The sequence below is a fragment of the Paraburkholderia sp. BR10936 genome (genome assembly GCF_040965735.1).
GTDB classification, from domain to species: Bacteria; Pseudomonadota; Gammaproteobacteria; order Burkholderiales; family Burkholderiaceae; genus Paraburkholderia; species Paraburkholderia nodosa_A.
Genome location: NZ_JBFRCM010000011.1, coordinates 107657 through 121596, shown reverse-complemented (window position 1 = coordinate 121596; position 13940 = coordinate 107657). Strand labels below are relative to the sequence as shown.

At 60.4% G+C, this 13940-nt stretch carries 12 protein-coding genes; 4 read left to right on the top strand and 8 right to left on the bottom strand.

Annotated elements, in window-relative coordinates; all coding sequences use genetic code 11:
- Positions 1–25: 25 nt before the first annotated feature.
- The 5 genes from AB4Y36_RS22850 to AB4Y36_RS22830 all read right to left on the bottom strand — a co-directional run bounded on the left by AB4Y36_RS22850 (position 26) and on the right by AB4Y36_RS22830 (position 5670).
- Positions 26–988 carry a biotin/lipoyl-binding protein gene (locus AB4Y36_RS22850; RefSeq protein ID WP_368684152.1) on the bottom strand — a complete coding sequence of 321 codons (963 nt, stop codon included), beginning with the start codon at positions 986–988 and terminating at the stop codon, positions 26–28.
- Between the two features lie 42 nt (positions 989–1030).
- Positions 1031–1234, bottom strand: coding sequence for a DUF1656 domain-containing protein (locus AB4Y36_RS22845; protein ID WP_368617899.1), 204 nt, complete (start codon positions 1232–1234; stop codon positions 1031–1033).
- Positions 1218–2720 carry an efflux transporter outer membrane subunit gene (locus AB4Y36_RS22840; protein WP_368684151.1) on the bottom strand — a complete coding sequence of 501 codons (1503 nt, stop codon included), beginning with the start codon at positions 2718–2720 and terminating at the stop codon, positions 1218–1220. The genes AB4Y36_RS22845 and AB4Y36_RS22840 overlap by 17 nt, the downstream gene beginning before the upstream one ends.
- The gene (locus AB4Y36_RS22835; RefSeq protein WP_368684150.1) at positions 2717–4873 is read right to left on the bottom strand and encodes an FUSC family protein; all 2157 of its coding nucleotides are present in this window, start codon (positions 4871–4873) and stop codon (positions 2717–2719) included. The genes AB4Y36_RS22840 and AB4Y36_RS22835 overlap by 4 nt, the downstream gene beginning before the upstream one ends.
- 230 nt (positions 4874–5103) lie before the next feature.
- The gene (locus tag AB4Y36_RS22830; RefSeq protein WP_368684149.1) at positions 5104–5670 is read right to left on the bottom strand and encodes a DUF3331 domain-containing protein; all 567 of its coding nucleotides are present in this window, start codon (positions 5668–5670) and stop codon (positions 5104–5106) included.
- A gap of 282 nt (positions 5671–5952) precedes the next feature.
- Here AB4Y36_RS22830 and AB4Y36_RS22825 point away from each other — a divergent pair, with 282 nt between their 5' ends.
- The 4 genes from AB4Y36_RS22825 to AB4Y36_RS22810 all read left to right on the top strand — a co-directional run bounded on the left by AB4Y36_RS22825 (position 5953) and on the right by AB4Y36_RS22810 (position 9117).
- Positions 5953–6324 carry a response regulator transcription factor gene (locus AB4Y36_RS22825; protein ID WP_368617895.1) on the top strand — a complete coding sequence of 124 codons (372 nt, stop codon included), beginning with the start codon at positions 5953–5955 and terminating at the stop codon, positions 6322–6324.
- Between the two features lie 203 nt (positions 6325–6527).
- On the top strand, positions 6528–7922 hold the full coding sequence (locus AB4Y36_RS22820; RefSeq protein WP_368684148.1) for a cytochrome ubiquinol oxidase subunit I: 1395 nt from the start codon (positions 6528–6530) through the stop codon (positions 7920–7922).
- A 41-nt stretch (positions 7923–7963) separates the two neighbouring features.
- Positions 7964–8956: a cytochrome d ubiquinol oxidase subunit II gene (gene cydB, locus AB4Y36_RS22815; protein ID WP_368684147.1), complete on the top strand. Its 993-nt coding sequence runs from the start codon at positions 7964–7966 to the stop codon at positions 8954–8956.
- A 20-nt stretch (positions 8957–8976) separates the two neighbouring features.
- Positions 8977–9117, top strand: a complete 141-nt coding sequence (locus tag AB4Y36_RS22810) for a hypothetical protein (protein ID WP_368617892.1) — start codon at positions 8977–8979, stop codon at positions 9115–9117.
- Between the two features lie 18 nt (positions 9118–9135).
- On the opposite strand, the gene AB4Y36_RS22805 is transcribed toward AB4Y36_RS22810, so the two are convergent.
- The 3 genes from AB4Y36_RS22805 to fdnG are packed head-to-tail and all read right to left on the bottom strand — an operon-like array spanning position 9136 to position 13774.
- Positions 9136–9786, bottom strand: coding sequence for a formate dehydrogenase subunit gamma (locus tag AB4Y36_RS22805; RefSeq protein WP_368684146.1), 651 nt, complete (start codon positions 9784–9786; stop codon positions 9136–9138).
- A complete protein-coding gene (fdxH, locus tag AB4Y36_RS22800; RefSeq protein ID WP_368684145.1) occupies positions 9773–10696 on the bottom strand; it encodes a formate dehydrogenase subunit beta in 924 nt (307 codons plus the stop codon). The genes AB4Y36_RS22805 and fdxH overlap by 14 nt, the downstream gene beginning before the upstream one ends.
- Positions 10697–10705: 9 nt before the next feature.
- Positions 10706–13774, bottom strand: a complete 3069-nt coding sequence (gene fdnG, locus AB4Y36_RS22795) for a formate dehydrogenase-N subunit alpha (RefSeq protein WP_368684144.1) — start codon at positions 13772–13774, stop codon at positions 10706–10708.
- Between the last annotated feature and the right edge of the window lie 166 nt (positions 13775–13940).

The window sequence follows — 13940 nt, the reverse complement described above, 5'->3', positions numbered from 1 at the left end:
CGCGCCAAGCGTCGCCACGCTCGCGTCATCCAGACTGCTTTGCCGCGCTGAGCGTAATCGTGCACGTCATGCCCATCGCGAGATGGACGTTGCGCGGAACGTTATCCAGGTGTATCCGCACGGGCACTCTCTGGGCAAGGCGTATCCAGGTAAACACCGGGTCGACGTTCGCCAGCAGTTCACTCTGCCCCGTGGGATTGTCGCGATCCACGATGCCGCTCGCGATGCTATCGACATGCCCGTCGATGTCCACCTTCGCGCCCAGCAGCCGGACAATGGCGTGCTCGCCGATCTGAACGCCCTGTATCTTGGTTTCCTCGAAGTAGCCGTACACCCAGAACGAGTGCGAATCGATCATGGCCATACGCGCGACGCCTGCCGTCGCGAAGTCCCCTGGAAAGAGGTTCAGGTTCGTGATGTAGCCATCCGTCGGCGCGCGCACACTGCTTCTTTCGAGGTCGAGCCGTGCAGTCTCGCGGTGTACGAGCGCGGCTTTGAGGCTCGCCTCGGCGGCCGCGTGAGCGGCCCGCGCCGCATCGAGCGTGGATTGGGATTGCTGCGACTGCCAGGCGTAGTCCGATCGCAGTTCCTCAGACACGACATCGGCCGAGAGCTTCTCGCGCCTCGCTGCCTGATCCTTGCGCATCTTCAGTTCGTACTGGCTCGCATTCGAAAGCGACTCGGACTGAAGCAACTGCGCCTGCGCGCGCGCGACATCCGCATCGGCCTGCTGCAACGCATAGACGAAGCGGTTCGGATCGAGCACGTACAGCACTTCGCCCTTGTGAACCCATTCGTTGTCCTTGACCCGAACTTCCTTCACGATTCCCGAAACGTCGGTCGAAAGATTGATGACGTTTGCCCGCACGCGTCCGTCGCGCGTCCAAGGCGAATACATATAACGATCCCAGATCGCATGCATGAGCACGAGCGCAATCACGACCGCGATCAGCGTTGTCGCAAAGCGTATGAAATACGGCTTGTTCATCTATCGCCTCGTTTTCATGCGGCGGCCCGCGGGCATCGGTATTCACGCCCTCTGGACGATCAGAGCCGCGCCGCAAAACAGAGCCACGAAGACCGCAACCCGGAACAGGCCCGGATGCCACGCGAACTGATAGGCACCGACCTTCGCCAACAACATGTCCAGCGCGACGAATACGACGACGCTCCCTAGAAACACGAGTAGCAGCGTGGGCGCAAAAAAGCCGTACAGGTCAATTTCCACGGGCATCGCTTTCCCCTTCCTTTGCGCCAACCGGCATTACGTGGATCTGCGCGCCTCCGCCCAGGTCTTTCATCAGCAGCACCCATGCGTCGACGCGTTGCGCATGGATCAGGGTGAGATCGCGCTCTTGTTCGAGCATGATCTTTTGCGCCACCAGCACATCGAGGTACTCGGTGATCCCGCCTCGATAGCCGCTGACCGCGAGATCGTAGGCGCGCCGCGACGATTGCCACGCCGCTTCGGCTGATTGCTGCTGAACGCCGAGCGACTGCAGCGACGTCACGTCCTGAGCGACGCTCTGCATGGCGGACAACACCGTGTCGTTGTACTTGAGCACCGCGTCGTCGTATTCGGCATTAGCCACGCCGAAGTTGGCGCGCCGGCGGCCCGCATCGAAGATCGGCAATGACCCGGCAATGCCGATGCTATGCCCGACTGCGTCGCTATTGATGAAGTTGAAGAATCCGCCGAACGGCGCCAATGACGCGAGCGAGGCGCTGGCGACGAGATCGATGTTGGGGTAAAAGTCCGCGTGCGCGGCGTCGATCTTCTTTGCCGCTTCCGCGGCCCGCCATCGTTGCGCGACGACGTCGGCGCGATGGCCGACGAGTTCCGCGGGCAATGCCGAAGGCAGCGCCGTGGCAACGTTGCCCGGCAGCGTCGGCGCCTTGAGATGATCACCGAAACCGGGCCCCTCGCCGACTAGATATGCAATCTGTAAGCGCGCAAGCGCGATCTCGTTCAGCGTGCGTGCGATATCGGTTCGGCCTGCTTCATATTGTGCTTTCGCCTGACTCGCATCGATCTCGCCACTGATGCCCGCCGCGCGGCGCTTGACCGCGATATCCAGGTTGCGCACCTGTTCCTCGTTGATCGACCGGTAAACCGCGAGCAGCGCTTCCTGAAGCGCGAAACGCGTATAGGTGCGCGCAACGGCCGTTTCGAGTTCGACTTTGGCGAACTGTGCGTCCGCCACCGAAGCCTGCACGTGATTGAGTGCGCCCTGCTCGATTGCGCGATTCTTGCCCCAGAAGTCGAGGTCCCACGAAAGCGTGACCGCGGCGGCATTGTTCCAGACCGTGGTGCCGCCGGGCGGCGAAGGGGTTGCGTAGCGCGGGAAGCGCGTGCGGGCGAAGTGGCCATCGCCCTCGATGTCGGGCAGTTCGTCCGCATGCGCTGCGCGCGCCTCCCAGATCGCGGCGGTGACGCGCGATCTCACGATCGCGAGCGTTGGGCTGCCCTTATCGGCCTGCTGCATCAACATGTCGAGCTGCGGGTCTCGCCAGGCGAGCCACCAGTCGCTCGTGGGCCACTTCGCATCGATGACTGCGGTGCGCATTGCGCTGCCCGCGTCCACACCGCCGGGATCGATATAAGAAGCCTCAGGCTTGATTCCCGCGCCGTCGATGCAGCCCGCGAGCACCGCGAGCGCCATCGACGACACGACCCGCAGCGCGAACGCTCCAGCACCGGAACCCGCGCAGGCGCTCATGACTCGGCCGCCGTGACTGCCGTCAGGCGCGGCAACTGGTCGGTCAGCGCCGCCCAGGTCGAATAGAGCCGCGCGCGCATCTTCAGTATCGCGCGGCATTCGTCCGATGCCGGATCGCCAGGGGGGCCGGCCAGCGCCGTCAATGCCCGCCTGATTGCCGCGAGCGCCGTTTCGACCGATGCGGAATCGGCGCGCTGCGCCAGTCGTTCCATCGCGCTGAGCCATTCAGCCTGCGCTTCGCCCCACGCCGGTGGAAGCAGATCCGGCTGTGTGAACTCGAGATTGCGCACCTTCATCAACGTGTTGACGATCCATAGCTGGTCGAAGGCCCAACTCGTGGCGCGCTGCAGTTGATCCGGCGTGACGTGCGGCAACGTCGAGATATGCACGATCAGGTCGCGCATTGCGATTCCGACCTGTATGGCGTCGTTCGTATCGACAGGATCGCGCGCCGCGCGCTCCACGATCGAGCGAATCCGCGTCGCGGAGCGGCTCGCCATCCAGGCGCCTTCCCGCGAAACCACGAGGGAAAAGGCGACGGCGGAGACACCAATGCCGATGAGCAGGCCGAATCCGCGGTCGAGAATATACGGCGGGTTGTAGACCGCGACGTTCGTTGGCGTGAGCACATAACAGAAGTAAATGTTGAACCCAGCGCCGAAAAGCGCGACACGCGGAAACGTATTGACGTAGCTCCCGAGGAACAGCACGATGCCCAGACACAGCGCGAACAGCGTGACGTCGTCGCCCAATGCGGGCATCACGAAGAAGTTCACGCCAAAGCCAACGATCCACGCGATCAGGCATCCGACAAAGACTTGCCAGCTCGCGACGGCTGGTGTCGGGCTCAATGAAAAGAATCCACTGGTAATGCCTGCCGCCACGACAGCGCTATAGCCGTTGTCCCATCCCGAGAGCACCCACGCGTATCCGACGGCTGCCACCGCCAGCGCCGCGCGCAAGCCCGCTATCGCCGCCGTGAAGCCACTCGTATGCAGCGGAACACTGCGAATGAACGCGACCGCTTCGGCGACGGGCTGCATGAGCCGTACTCTCGGCGGGTCGAGCAGTACCTTGCAGGTATTGCAGAACAGGCGGAGCGCCACGACCGCCGACCAGGCCTCGGCCGCGACCATGGCGATGGCCTCGTACCCGGACTCGTCCTGCTGTTCGTTGCCGCTCGTCCTGCGGTCGAGATAAAGCAGCAACGACGCTTCCAGTGCGCTCAATCTCTCGATCATGCGCTGGAGTCCGCTCGCCGTTTCCAGGCAGTCGGCATTCTCGTTCGCAATGACATTCGCCACCTTGCCGAATATCGCGTCAATGATCGGGCGAAGCGCCTTGCCTGTATTCGCCGAGTTGCGCTGCGCACGGAAGACGGAAAAGATGCGCGTGACGACACCGAGGAATGTCTTGTCCAACTCCAGGAGCCCCTCGTCGCGCAAACGCATTTCCGGCTCTTCAAACACGGCAGCCGTGCGCAACCCCTCCATCGTTGCGCTCTCGCGAACCAGCTTGAGGTAGGTTTCAACCGGTTCATATCCAGGCTCGCCGCGCACCGCGCCGCGCAGCGAGTTCAACAATAGCGTCATCGCGTTTGCACGCCATTTGATGAGCGCGGGCACGACCCTCTGCGGAAAAACCAGCGCACTCACGAGACTGCCGCTCGCCACACCAATGAGGACTTCGCTTATCGTATAGATGATGTTGTACGTCACGTCATAGGGCGTCGACCACTCGGGCACCGTGGTAATACACGCCGCGTAGCCGGACAACACGAAGCCGTACGACTGATAGTTCTTATAGTACGAAGCCCCCGCGACGAAGAGCCCGACCCAGATTGCTAGACCGCCCAGGAAAAGACCGGGCTGCTGCGCGAACAGGATGATCAGCATCAGTCCTGCAAAGCATCCACAGATAATGCCCAGGGTCCGATAAAACGCGCGCGCGATCACCATTCCGCTTTGCTGATGGAACATCACGATCACCGCCGAGACCATGGCCGTGCCGGGTGCGCGTAGTTCGAGCCGCATGCATATCAGCATGCTGATGATCACGGCCAGCGCAGCCTTGAACGCGTGCACGATACGCGGCAGCTCGTCGCCGTACACGTCGGCAAATTCTTTGCGCAAGCCCTCCCAGGTCGTCATCATGTCCGCTTGACCTCACCCGTCAACCGCGCGCCATACGACTCCTCCACTCGATCGTTCGGAATCGTTCTGGCATTTATATTAGCGCGATCAACGGGCCACCTCTTTCGTGAAATAGCGAGGAATATTCTGGAGCCACGGCGATTCGTGACTGGCGACCGATCAATTGCGCCACCCCGTGCATCGGAATGAAAAGATTGCCATTCATTGACGACCTGAAGGCAAATCTCCTTTTAACGTAACGCCGTCAATGCGGAGGCTTCTACGTTCCATTCCTCCTGCGAACCGTACGGGTAGCAGGCGTCCACGGCCGAAGCGAGAATCATCGCGCCAACGTTCCTCGGCGCCGGTCTCGTGGGGCGCGGACGAAAGATCTCGTCGCCTGGTGCGATCGATTTTCCGCTCATCGCGCAACGGCCGCTCACGCGGGAATGCGCGGCCACCCACAGCTGCTCCCGGTAGCAGCATTTGGTCGGATCGCGCCAGTCGATCGTCATCGAGTGTGCGCTTGGCCGGTCGATGATACGCACGAATGGACGCCAGTCCGAAACGTTGGCTTCCGCGCGGTGCCGGCATTTCACAAGAGGAACGGGCTCCACGTCGACGATTTCCGAAGTCCCCGGTATGGACAGCAGACCTATCGTGCGAATCCAGGGATCGACGAAGTTTGTGTTGGTCAACATCGGCGCCTCCTTGCTATCGGCAATCAGAGCCGGTTCGATGAACCGGTCCGGCGTATCACCAAGGTATCGCCGATCGTCGCGATGAGACAGCCCTACAAAGGGTTGTGCCGCGCGCATGAATTTTCCGCAACCCTATACCTTCGTTTAATTCCGTGCTGGAGGAACGCTTTCGACTGGCTCCAATAGCCCTGATGTAGATAACGCTTACATACTCACCGAGGGCACAGTGCTTGCGCACGCCTTCGAGTTGGCTGACTGAAAGGAATGGCCAATGCGTCGTGCACTTTTATACCTTCGTATGGTTATCACGCCACCTATGCGGGACTATTCTGCAATGCGAAAGTCTAACAACCTGCAGGACTGCCGCACTCCGCCTGGGCAGTCCGTCCGAGGGATCGCGTGACTCCAGTCGCTCTTGTCTCGATAGTCGAGGACGACGAGTCGGTTCGGGAATCAATCGAGAGTCTCATTCGAGCCTTGGGATGGGAAGTCTTGACTTTCGACTCAGCCGACGCGTTCCTCCGTTCAGGCGCCGTGCGCAAAACGCGGTGCCTCATCTCGGACGTCACCATGCCGGGCATGTCGGGCCTGGAAATGCATGCGCAGTTGCGCTCGCAAGGCAACGCACCGCCAACCATCTTCATTACCGCTTACCCAACCGCGCAGGACGAATCCGTCGCGCTCGCCAACGGCGCGCTGGCCTATCTCGAGAAACCGGTCGACTCGTGCGTCATACTCGAGAAGGTTCGACAGGCGGTCGGGAAGGCCTGAAATCCTGCTCGTCACTTCGATCGCTTCATGCCATCCCGCGTTTTCACGCCCGTTGCACTTTATCCCTATACGACGGTATAGGTCAGTGGCATTGCGTGCCGCGTGTCGCATACCGCGGTAGTGTTTCCAACACTGTCGCGGCGCGCTAGTGTGCTGATGTCGGACCGGATGCGGTCCGCTCATCCTGCTAGAAGGGGCTCACGATGGATGCCAACGCGCTCGATCTGTCACGGCTTCAGTTTGCCTTCACCGTATCCGTCCATATCATTTTTCCCGCGCTCAGTATCGGCCTCGCGAGTTTCCTTGCGGTCCTCGAGGCGTGCTACCTGAAAACCGGCAAGCCGCATTACAAGGCATTGTCCATGTATTGGGCGAAGATATTCGCCGTCGGCTTCGGCATGGGTGTCGTTTCGGGTGTTGTCATGGCCTATCAGTTCGGCACGAACTGGGCGGGTTTCTCGCGCTTTGCCGGCCCGATTACCGGTCCGCTTCTCACCTACGAGGTGATGACCGCCTTCTTTCTCGAAGCCGGATTTCTGGGCATCATGCTGTTCGGTTGGGAAAAGGTGGGCGCGAAGGCCCACTTTGCGGCCACGCTGCTGGTTGCCATCGGAACACTCATCTCCACGTTCTGGATTCTGGCATCCAACAGCTGGATGCAAACCCCACGGGGATTCAGGATCGAAGACGGTCATGTCGTTCCCGTGGACTGGCTCGCCGTCATTTTCAATCCGTCTTTTCCCTATCGCCTTGCGCACATGACGATGGCGGCGTTTATCGTCGCTGCGCTGGTCGTTGCCGGAACAGGCGGGTGGCATCTTCTGCACGGGCGGCGCGACCCAGAGGTTAAGACCATGTATTCGATGGCGCTCTGGCTGCTCCTCTTGCTCGCCCCGATACAGGCCTTTGTCGGCGACCAGCATGGCTTGAACACCCGTCGCTATCAGCCCGTCAAGATCGCCGCGATCGAAGGTCTATGGGAAACGGAAAAAGGCGGCACGGCGCTCAATCTGATCGGCTTTCCCGACATGAACGCGGAAGTGACGCGCTATGCGATCCGGATTCCCCATCTTGGCAGCCTGATCCTCACGCATAGCTGGGATGGCGAAATTCGTGGGCTCAAGGAGTTTCCCAAAGAAGACCGCCCGAATTCGAGCCTGATTTTCTGGACGTTCCGGATCATGGCCGGGCTTGGCGTACTGATGATCCTGACCGCGCTCGTGGGCGCGCTCCTTCGACGCGGGACGAGACTCTTCGAGTTTCGCGCCTACCAATGGCTCACCGTCATCATGGGCCCAATGGGTATCGTCTCCCTCATTGCTGGCTGGATCACCACCGAAGCGGGCCGCCAGCCCTGGGTCGTATTCGGCGTATTGCGAACGAGAGATGCCGTCTCACCTTTGACCTCCCAAAGCGCGGGCGTTTCCCTGCTGGTGTTCTTCATGGTTTATGTGCTGGTCTTCGGTACGGGCGTCTATTACATCCTTAAGCTCATCTACGCCGGGCCGCCGCTGGACAACGAACCCGCGGCGCCCGCCAAAGTCGCCGATCACCCCGGAGTGGGAGGCCGCCGTCCGCTTGCCGCGGCCACCGAGTAGTTGTACACCAAGCCAGATGCGCAATTCTTCAGGAGCCTGCCATGGATGTCACGGTAGTCTGGGCAACCATCATCGCCATTGGTCTTTTCATGTATATCGTCCTCGACGGGTTCGATCTGGGCATCGGGATGATTTTCCCCTTCTTCCCCTCCGACACGATCCGCGACATGCTGATGCACAGCATCGCCCCCGTATGGGACGGCAATGAGACGTGGCTCGTATTGGGCGGCGCAGCGTTGTTCGCCGCCTTTCCCATGGTCTACGCCGTCGCGCTTTCAGGGCTTTATTTGCCGATCATCTTCATGCTCGTGTGCCTGATCTTTCGCGGCGTTTCATTCGAGCTGCGTGGCAAGGCGAACCGGACGAAAAACCTCTGGAGTCTCGCCTTCATATGCGGGTCCGCCGGCGCCGCATTTTTCCAGGGGGTAATCCTCGGCTCCTACCTGCAGGGCATTCCCGTGAAAGACGGCGTTTTCTCTGGGGACCCGTTCTTCTGGGTGTCCCCCTTCAGCTTCCTCACCGGCATGGGCCTCATGGTCACCTATGCGCTGCAGGGCGCCACCTACCTCGTCATGAAGACGGAGGGCGATCTGCAGGACAGCCTGTTCGGCATCGTTTGGCCCATGACGCTCGCGTTGCTGGCGTTCATCGTCGCCGTGAGCATCTGGACGCCGCTCACGGACGCCGAAGTCGCCGCGCGATGGTTCAGTTCCTCATTCCGCTATAGCCTTTACCCGGTCCCGATTCTCGTTGCGGTGACGGCGGTCGCCATGTATCGCGCGGTCAAGAGACGCTCCGATTTCGCGCCGTTCGTGCTCTGCAACGTTCTGATTCTTCTCGGCTACCTTGGCCTGCTGATCAGCATTTGGCCGTATGCCATTCCCCGTTCCGTGACGCTGTGGCAAGCCGCTTCACCGCGGTCGAGCCAGGTATTTGCGCTCGTCGGCGCCGTGATCATCATCCCGATCATTGTCGTGTATACGACGGCGGGCTACTGGGTATTTCGCGGCAAAGTCCAGCAAGGCAGCCAGTAACATTGACGGAGGAGAGAACCATGTCGGATACCCCGCACGAAGAGCAGCCCACCCTCGGCAAGCGTATGACGTGGTTCGCCATACTCTGGCTGCTCGGCTTCGTCTTTACCGTTCTGCTCGCCATGCCCTTTCATTTTCTTGTCGTGGCGCTGCAGCGTTGATGGCGGCTGAACGTTCGATCACTTCAGATGCTGTGACTTGATCACCGACCGGAACCACCGCGGGTGGTGCTTTCTCGCCCACCCCGGCGTGACATAGCCGTGAAGCATCGCACCCAGCGTGCCGTCGATCCAGATTCCGGCGTAGACGTGCACCATGATCGCAAGGATCAGGACGAACGCAACGATCGAATGCACCAGCGCGGCGAAGCGAAGAACGTCAATGGCGAAGTATGCAGAGAAATAGCGACGCCAGATGACGATGCCAGATAGCAGTAGCGCGATCATGCAAGGCAACAGCGTCCAGAACAGCATTTTCTGGCCGCCGTTGTACCGAGCCACCTCGGGAAGACCTTCGTCGCGATTCTGGAGAATCTGCAAGATGCGAAGAAGCCATTGAATGTCACTGAGTTCGATGAGGTTGTGGCGCCAGTAGCGAATCGCAAGGCAAGAGAACGCCGAGAACATCACGAGGCCGATGAACGGATGCAGGATTCTCATCCACTGGCCGCCGCCGAACAGCGCCGAAAGCCAGAACATGGCCGGATGAAACAGCGCAAGCCCCGACAACGCGAGCAAGATGAAACTCAGTGCCGTGATCCAGTGAATGGTCCGTTCGTTGGCGTTATAACGCTCGATCAGGAGATCGGGCCTGCGATTAGTGCTGTTCATCTTTTGCCTCCTGGCTGGCCTCTATATCAGCGCGCGCCGCTTCCTCATCGGACTCGTGCACCCGGTTCGGCCCGATCCGGACGTAGTGAAAAAAGGTCGTCAGAAGCGTGAGAAACAGCACCGCCAGCGCCAGCGGCTTGGCAATGCTCTTCCACACCATGACGAGCGGATTGATTCGCGGCCGGTCGGGCAGACCGTGATAGAGAGAGGGCTGATCCGCGTGATGGAGGACATACATGACGTGCGTGCCGCCAACACCGGCCGGATCATAGAGCCCTGCATTCTCGAAACCGCGCCGCTTCAAATCGACGATTCGATCGGCGGCTTGCGCCTTCATGTCTTCCTTGGTGCCGAACATGATCGCCCCGGTCGGGCAGGTCTTCGAGCAGGCGGGCTCCTGACCCACGGCAACACGATCCGAGCAGAGCGTGCACTTGTACATGCGGTGGTCGGTCTTCGAAAGCCTCGGAATATTGAACGGACATCCGGCTATGCAGTAGCCACAACCAATGCAATTCTCTTCATGAAAGTCGACGATGCCATTCGTGTACTGCACGATGGCGCCCGGCGACGGGCAGGCCTTGAGACAGCCGGGATCCTCGCAATGCATGCAGCCATCCTTGCGGATGAGCCACTCCAGATCGCCCTTGGGATTCACGTATTCCGTGAATCGCATGACGGTCCACGAGTGCTCCGATAGATCACGCGGGTTGTCATACACCCCGACGTTCTCGCCAATCTCGTCTCTCAGGTCGTTCCACTCCATGCAGGCGGTCTGACATGCCTTGCACCCGATGCATTTCGAAACGTCGATCAGCTTGGCCACCGTGCCGGTAACAGGAACCCGGTCGCCCGGCGGTGGCACGGTCGTGGCGGACAGCCGCCTGATATCCAGTGATTGCAGGGACACGTTTGCACCTCACACCTTTTCGACCTTGACGAGGAAAGACTTGAATTCCGGCGTCTGCGTATTGGCGTCGCCGACCGATGGGGTCAGCGTATTGGCGAGATAGCCGGGTTTGGCGAGCCCCTTATAGCCCCAATGCAGCGGCACGCCTACCGTGTGAACCTTTTTGCCATCCACCATGAGCGGCCGGATGCGCTTCGTCACGAGGGCGACCGCAACGATGTAACCGCGCTTCGACGACACCTTCACGCTGTCGCCCGAAACGATCCGCAGCTCATCGGCGAGTTCATCGCCGATCTCGACGAATTGCGCCGGCTGGATGATGGCGTTCAGGCGCGCATGCTTGGTCCAGAAGTGGAAATGCTCGGTCAATCGATACGTCGTGGCCGTATACGGAAATTCGGCGGCTGTGCCGAAATCCCTTCTGTCACGCGCGAATACGCGCGCAACCGGATTGTTCGTCACGTCGGGATGATCCGGATGAAGCGGATTGAAACCAATGGGCGTTTCGAACGGCTCGTAGTGCTCGGGGAACGGCCCTTCGTTCATCTGCCGCCGTGCGAAAAAGCGCGCCACGCCTTCCGGGTTCATGATGAAAGGCCCCATGCCAAGCGAGGGCGCTTCGTCTTCCTTGTAGTCGGCAATATCCGCGCCGGTCCATTGGCGCCCATTCCATTTGAGGATCGTGCGGCTCGGATCGAAGGGTTGTCCATTCAGGTCGCAGGAAGCCCGGTTATAGAGGATTCGTCGATTCTCGGGCCACGCCCACGCCCAGCCAAGCGACTGCCCGATACCGGTGGGATCGCTATTGTCGCGGCGGGCCATCATGTTTCCCGCCTCCGTCCACGCGCCGCAAAAGATCCAGCATCCGCTCGCGGTACTGCCATCGTCGCGAAGCTGCGAAAAGCCCGAGAGTTGCTGGCCGGCTTTCACGGCCATCGCGCCGGCGTTGTGCGGATCGCCGAGGTCCGCCAGCGCCGAGCCGTTGTACTCTTTGGCCAGTTCCTCGGGCGTGGGGCTTTGCGGGTCCGCGTAGGGCCAGTTGAGCTTCAGTATCGGGTCGGCGTACGCCCCGCCTTGCTTGCGATACAGCTCCCGCATCCGGATGAAGAGGTTCGACATGATCTCGGCATCGCCGAGGGCGTCGCCGGGCGGCTCGGCGCCCTTCCAATGCCATTGAAGGACGCGCGAAGAACTGACCACCGAGCCGTTCTCTTCCGCGAAGCAGGTGGTAGGCAGCCGAAACACCTCCGTCTGGATCTTCGCCGGATCGGCCTTGTGAAAGTCGCCAAAGTCCTTCCAGTATTCGGACGTTTCCGTGGCGAGCGGGTCCATGATGACGAGCCACTTGAGCTTGCACAGCCCCTCGAAGACCTTGGCCTTGTTCGGCGCCGAAGCAATCATGTTGAAACCCTGGCAGACATACCCCGTCATCTTTCCCTGGCTCATCGACTCGACGTTTTGAATCAGGTCATAGGTTTTATCCGGCTTCGGCAGATAGTCGTAGGCCCAGTTGTTCTCTTTCGTCGCCGCATCGCCCCACCAGGACTTCATCATGCTCACGAAAAAGGCCCGGTAATTCTGGTAGTAGCTCAATTGATTGGGACGCAGAGGCTTCAGTGCATGGCGCTCGATATACGCCTCGTAGTCCTGTTCGTCTTCCCACGGCAACACCATGTAACCGGGCAACATCTCGCTCAATAGCCCGAGGTCGGTCAAACCCTGGATATTGGAGTGGCCGCGCAAGGCGTTCACGCCGCCGCCCGAGATGCCTATGTTGCCCAGCAGCAGCTGAACCATGGCGCCTGTGCGAATGATCTGTGAGCCGATCGAGTGATGTGTCCAGCCGAGCGCGTAGAGAAGCGTCCCTGCACGATTGGGCGCCGCGGTACTGGCGAGAATTTCGCATACGTGCAAGAACTTCTCCTGCGGGGTGCCGCAGATTTTTTCCACCATTTGCGGCGTGTACCGCGAGAAGTGTCCTTTCATCAATTGATAGACGCACCGTGGATGCGACAACGTCGCGTCGGTCTTCACGAATCCGGTTTCATCGAGTTCATATTCCCAAGTGCTCTTGTCATACGATCGCTTGCCGGCGTCGTAGCCCGAATAGAGCCCGTTATCGAAAGCGAAGTCCTCCCTGACGATGAAGCCGAAGTCGGTGTAGTGCTTCACATACTCGTGCTGGATCTTGTCGTTCGTCAGCAGGTAGTTGATGACGCCGCCCAGAAAAGCGATATCGGTTCCGGTGCGGATCGGCGCATAGTAGTCCGCCACCGAAGCGGTGCGTGTAAAGCGTGGATCGACCACCACGAGCTGTGCGCCGCGATGCGCCTTCGCTTCGACCACCCATTTGAATCCGCATGGATGCGCCTCGGCCGCATTGCCGCCCATGACCAGAATGACATCGGCATTGCGGATATCCACCCAGTGATTCGTCATCGAACCGCGGCCGAACGTCGGGGCAAGACCTGCCACCGTCGGGCCGTGTCAGACACGCGCCTGATTGTCGAATGCGAGCATTCCCAGGCTGCGCACGACCTTATGGGTGAGATAGCCGGCCTCGTTGCTCGCGGCCGAGGCGGCGAGAAATCCTGTGGTGGTCCAACGGTTGACGACTCTTCCCTCGTCCGTTCGATGAATGAAATTCGCGTCGCGGTCGGCTTTCATCAGCGCGGCGATACGATCGAACGCTTCGTTCCAGGAGATGGGCACCCACTTGTCCGATCCCGCCGCGCGGTATTCGGGCAGTTTGAGCCGCGCTTCGCTGTGCACGATGTCGAGCAGACTGGCGCCCTTCGGACATAGCGTGCCGCGATTCACAGGGTGGTCGGGGTCGCCTTCGATATGAATGATGCTGCCCTTGGCGTTTTTGGCGTCGTCGCCGAGCGCGTACATCAGGATCCCGCAGCCTACCGAACAGTACGTGCAGGTGTTTCTCACCTCCGTGGTGCGCATGAGCTTGTATTGGCGCACCTCCGCCAGCGCGGTGGCGGGCGAAAACCCGGTGAGTGCGAGACTCGAACTCGCCAATGTGGTTGCAGTGAGCTTGAGGAACTGGCGCCGGGTCAGGTTATCCATGGACTCCCCCGAGGATCTGCTCGTGCCCGCACGAAGGCACGACACAAGTCATTGTTCCCGATACCCGTCCCCGCGTATTTTCTGAACGCACGCTTTTTTTATTTCGGTGCTTTCCTATACCTTCGTTTAATACTGCGGGGGTTCCTCGGGGCGCCGGCCCATACCC

Excerpts from the sequence above, each read along its gene's own strand:
- AB4Y36_RS22830 (WP_368684149.1), bottom strand. The coding sequence starts at position 5,670 with ATGCGCGCGGCACAACCCTTTGTAGGGCTGTCTCATCGCGACGATCGG.
- AB4Y36_RS22840 (WP_368684151.1), bottom strand. The coding sequence starts at position 2,720 with ATGAGCGCCTGCGCGGGTTCCGGTGCTGGAGCGTTCGCGCTGCGGGTC.
- AB4Y36_RS22850 (WP_368684152.1), bottom strand. The coding sequence starts at position 988 with ATGAACAAGCCGTATTTCATACGCTTTGCGACAACGCTGATCGCGGTC.
- AB4Y36_RS22805 (WP_368684146.1), bottom strand. The coding sequence starts at position 9,786 with ATGAACAGCACTAATCGCAGGCCCGATCTCCTGATCGAGCGTTATAAC.
- cydB (WP_368684147.1), top strand. The coding sequence starts at position 7,964 with ATGGATGTCACGGTAGTCTGGGCAACCATCATCGCCATTGGTCTTTTC.
- AB4Y36_RS22810 (WP_368617892.1), top strand. The coding sequence starts at position 8,977 with ATGTCGGATACCCCGCACGAAGAGCAGCCCACCCTCGGCAAGCGTATG.
- AB4Y36_RS22845 (WP_368617899.1), bottom strand. The coding sequence starts at position 1,234 with ATGCCCGTGGAAATTGACCTGTACGGCTTTTTTGCGCCCACGCTGCTA.
- AB4Y36_RS22835 (WP_368684150.1), bottom strand. The coding sequence starts at position 4,873 with ATGATGACGACCTGGGAGGGCTTGCGCAAAGAATTTGCCGACGTGTAC.
- AB4Y36_RS22820 (WP_368684148.1), top strand. The coding sequence starts at position 6,528 with ATGGATGCCAACGCGCTCGATCTGTCACGGCTTCAGTTTGCCTTCACC.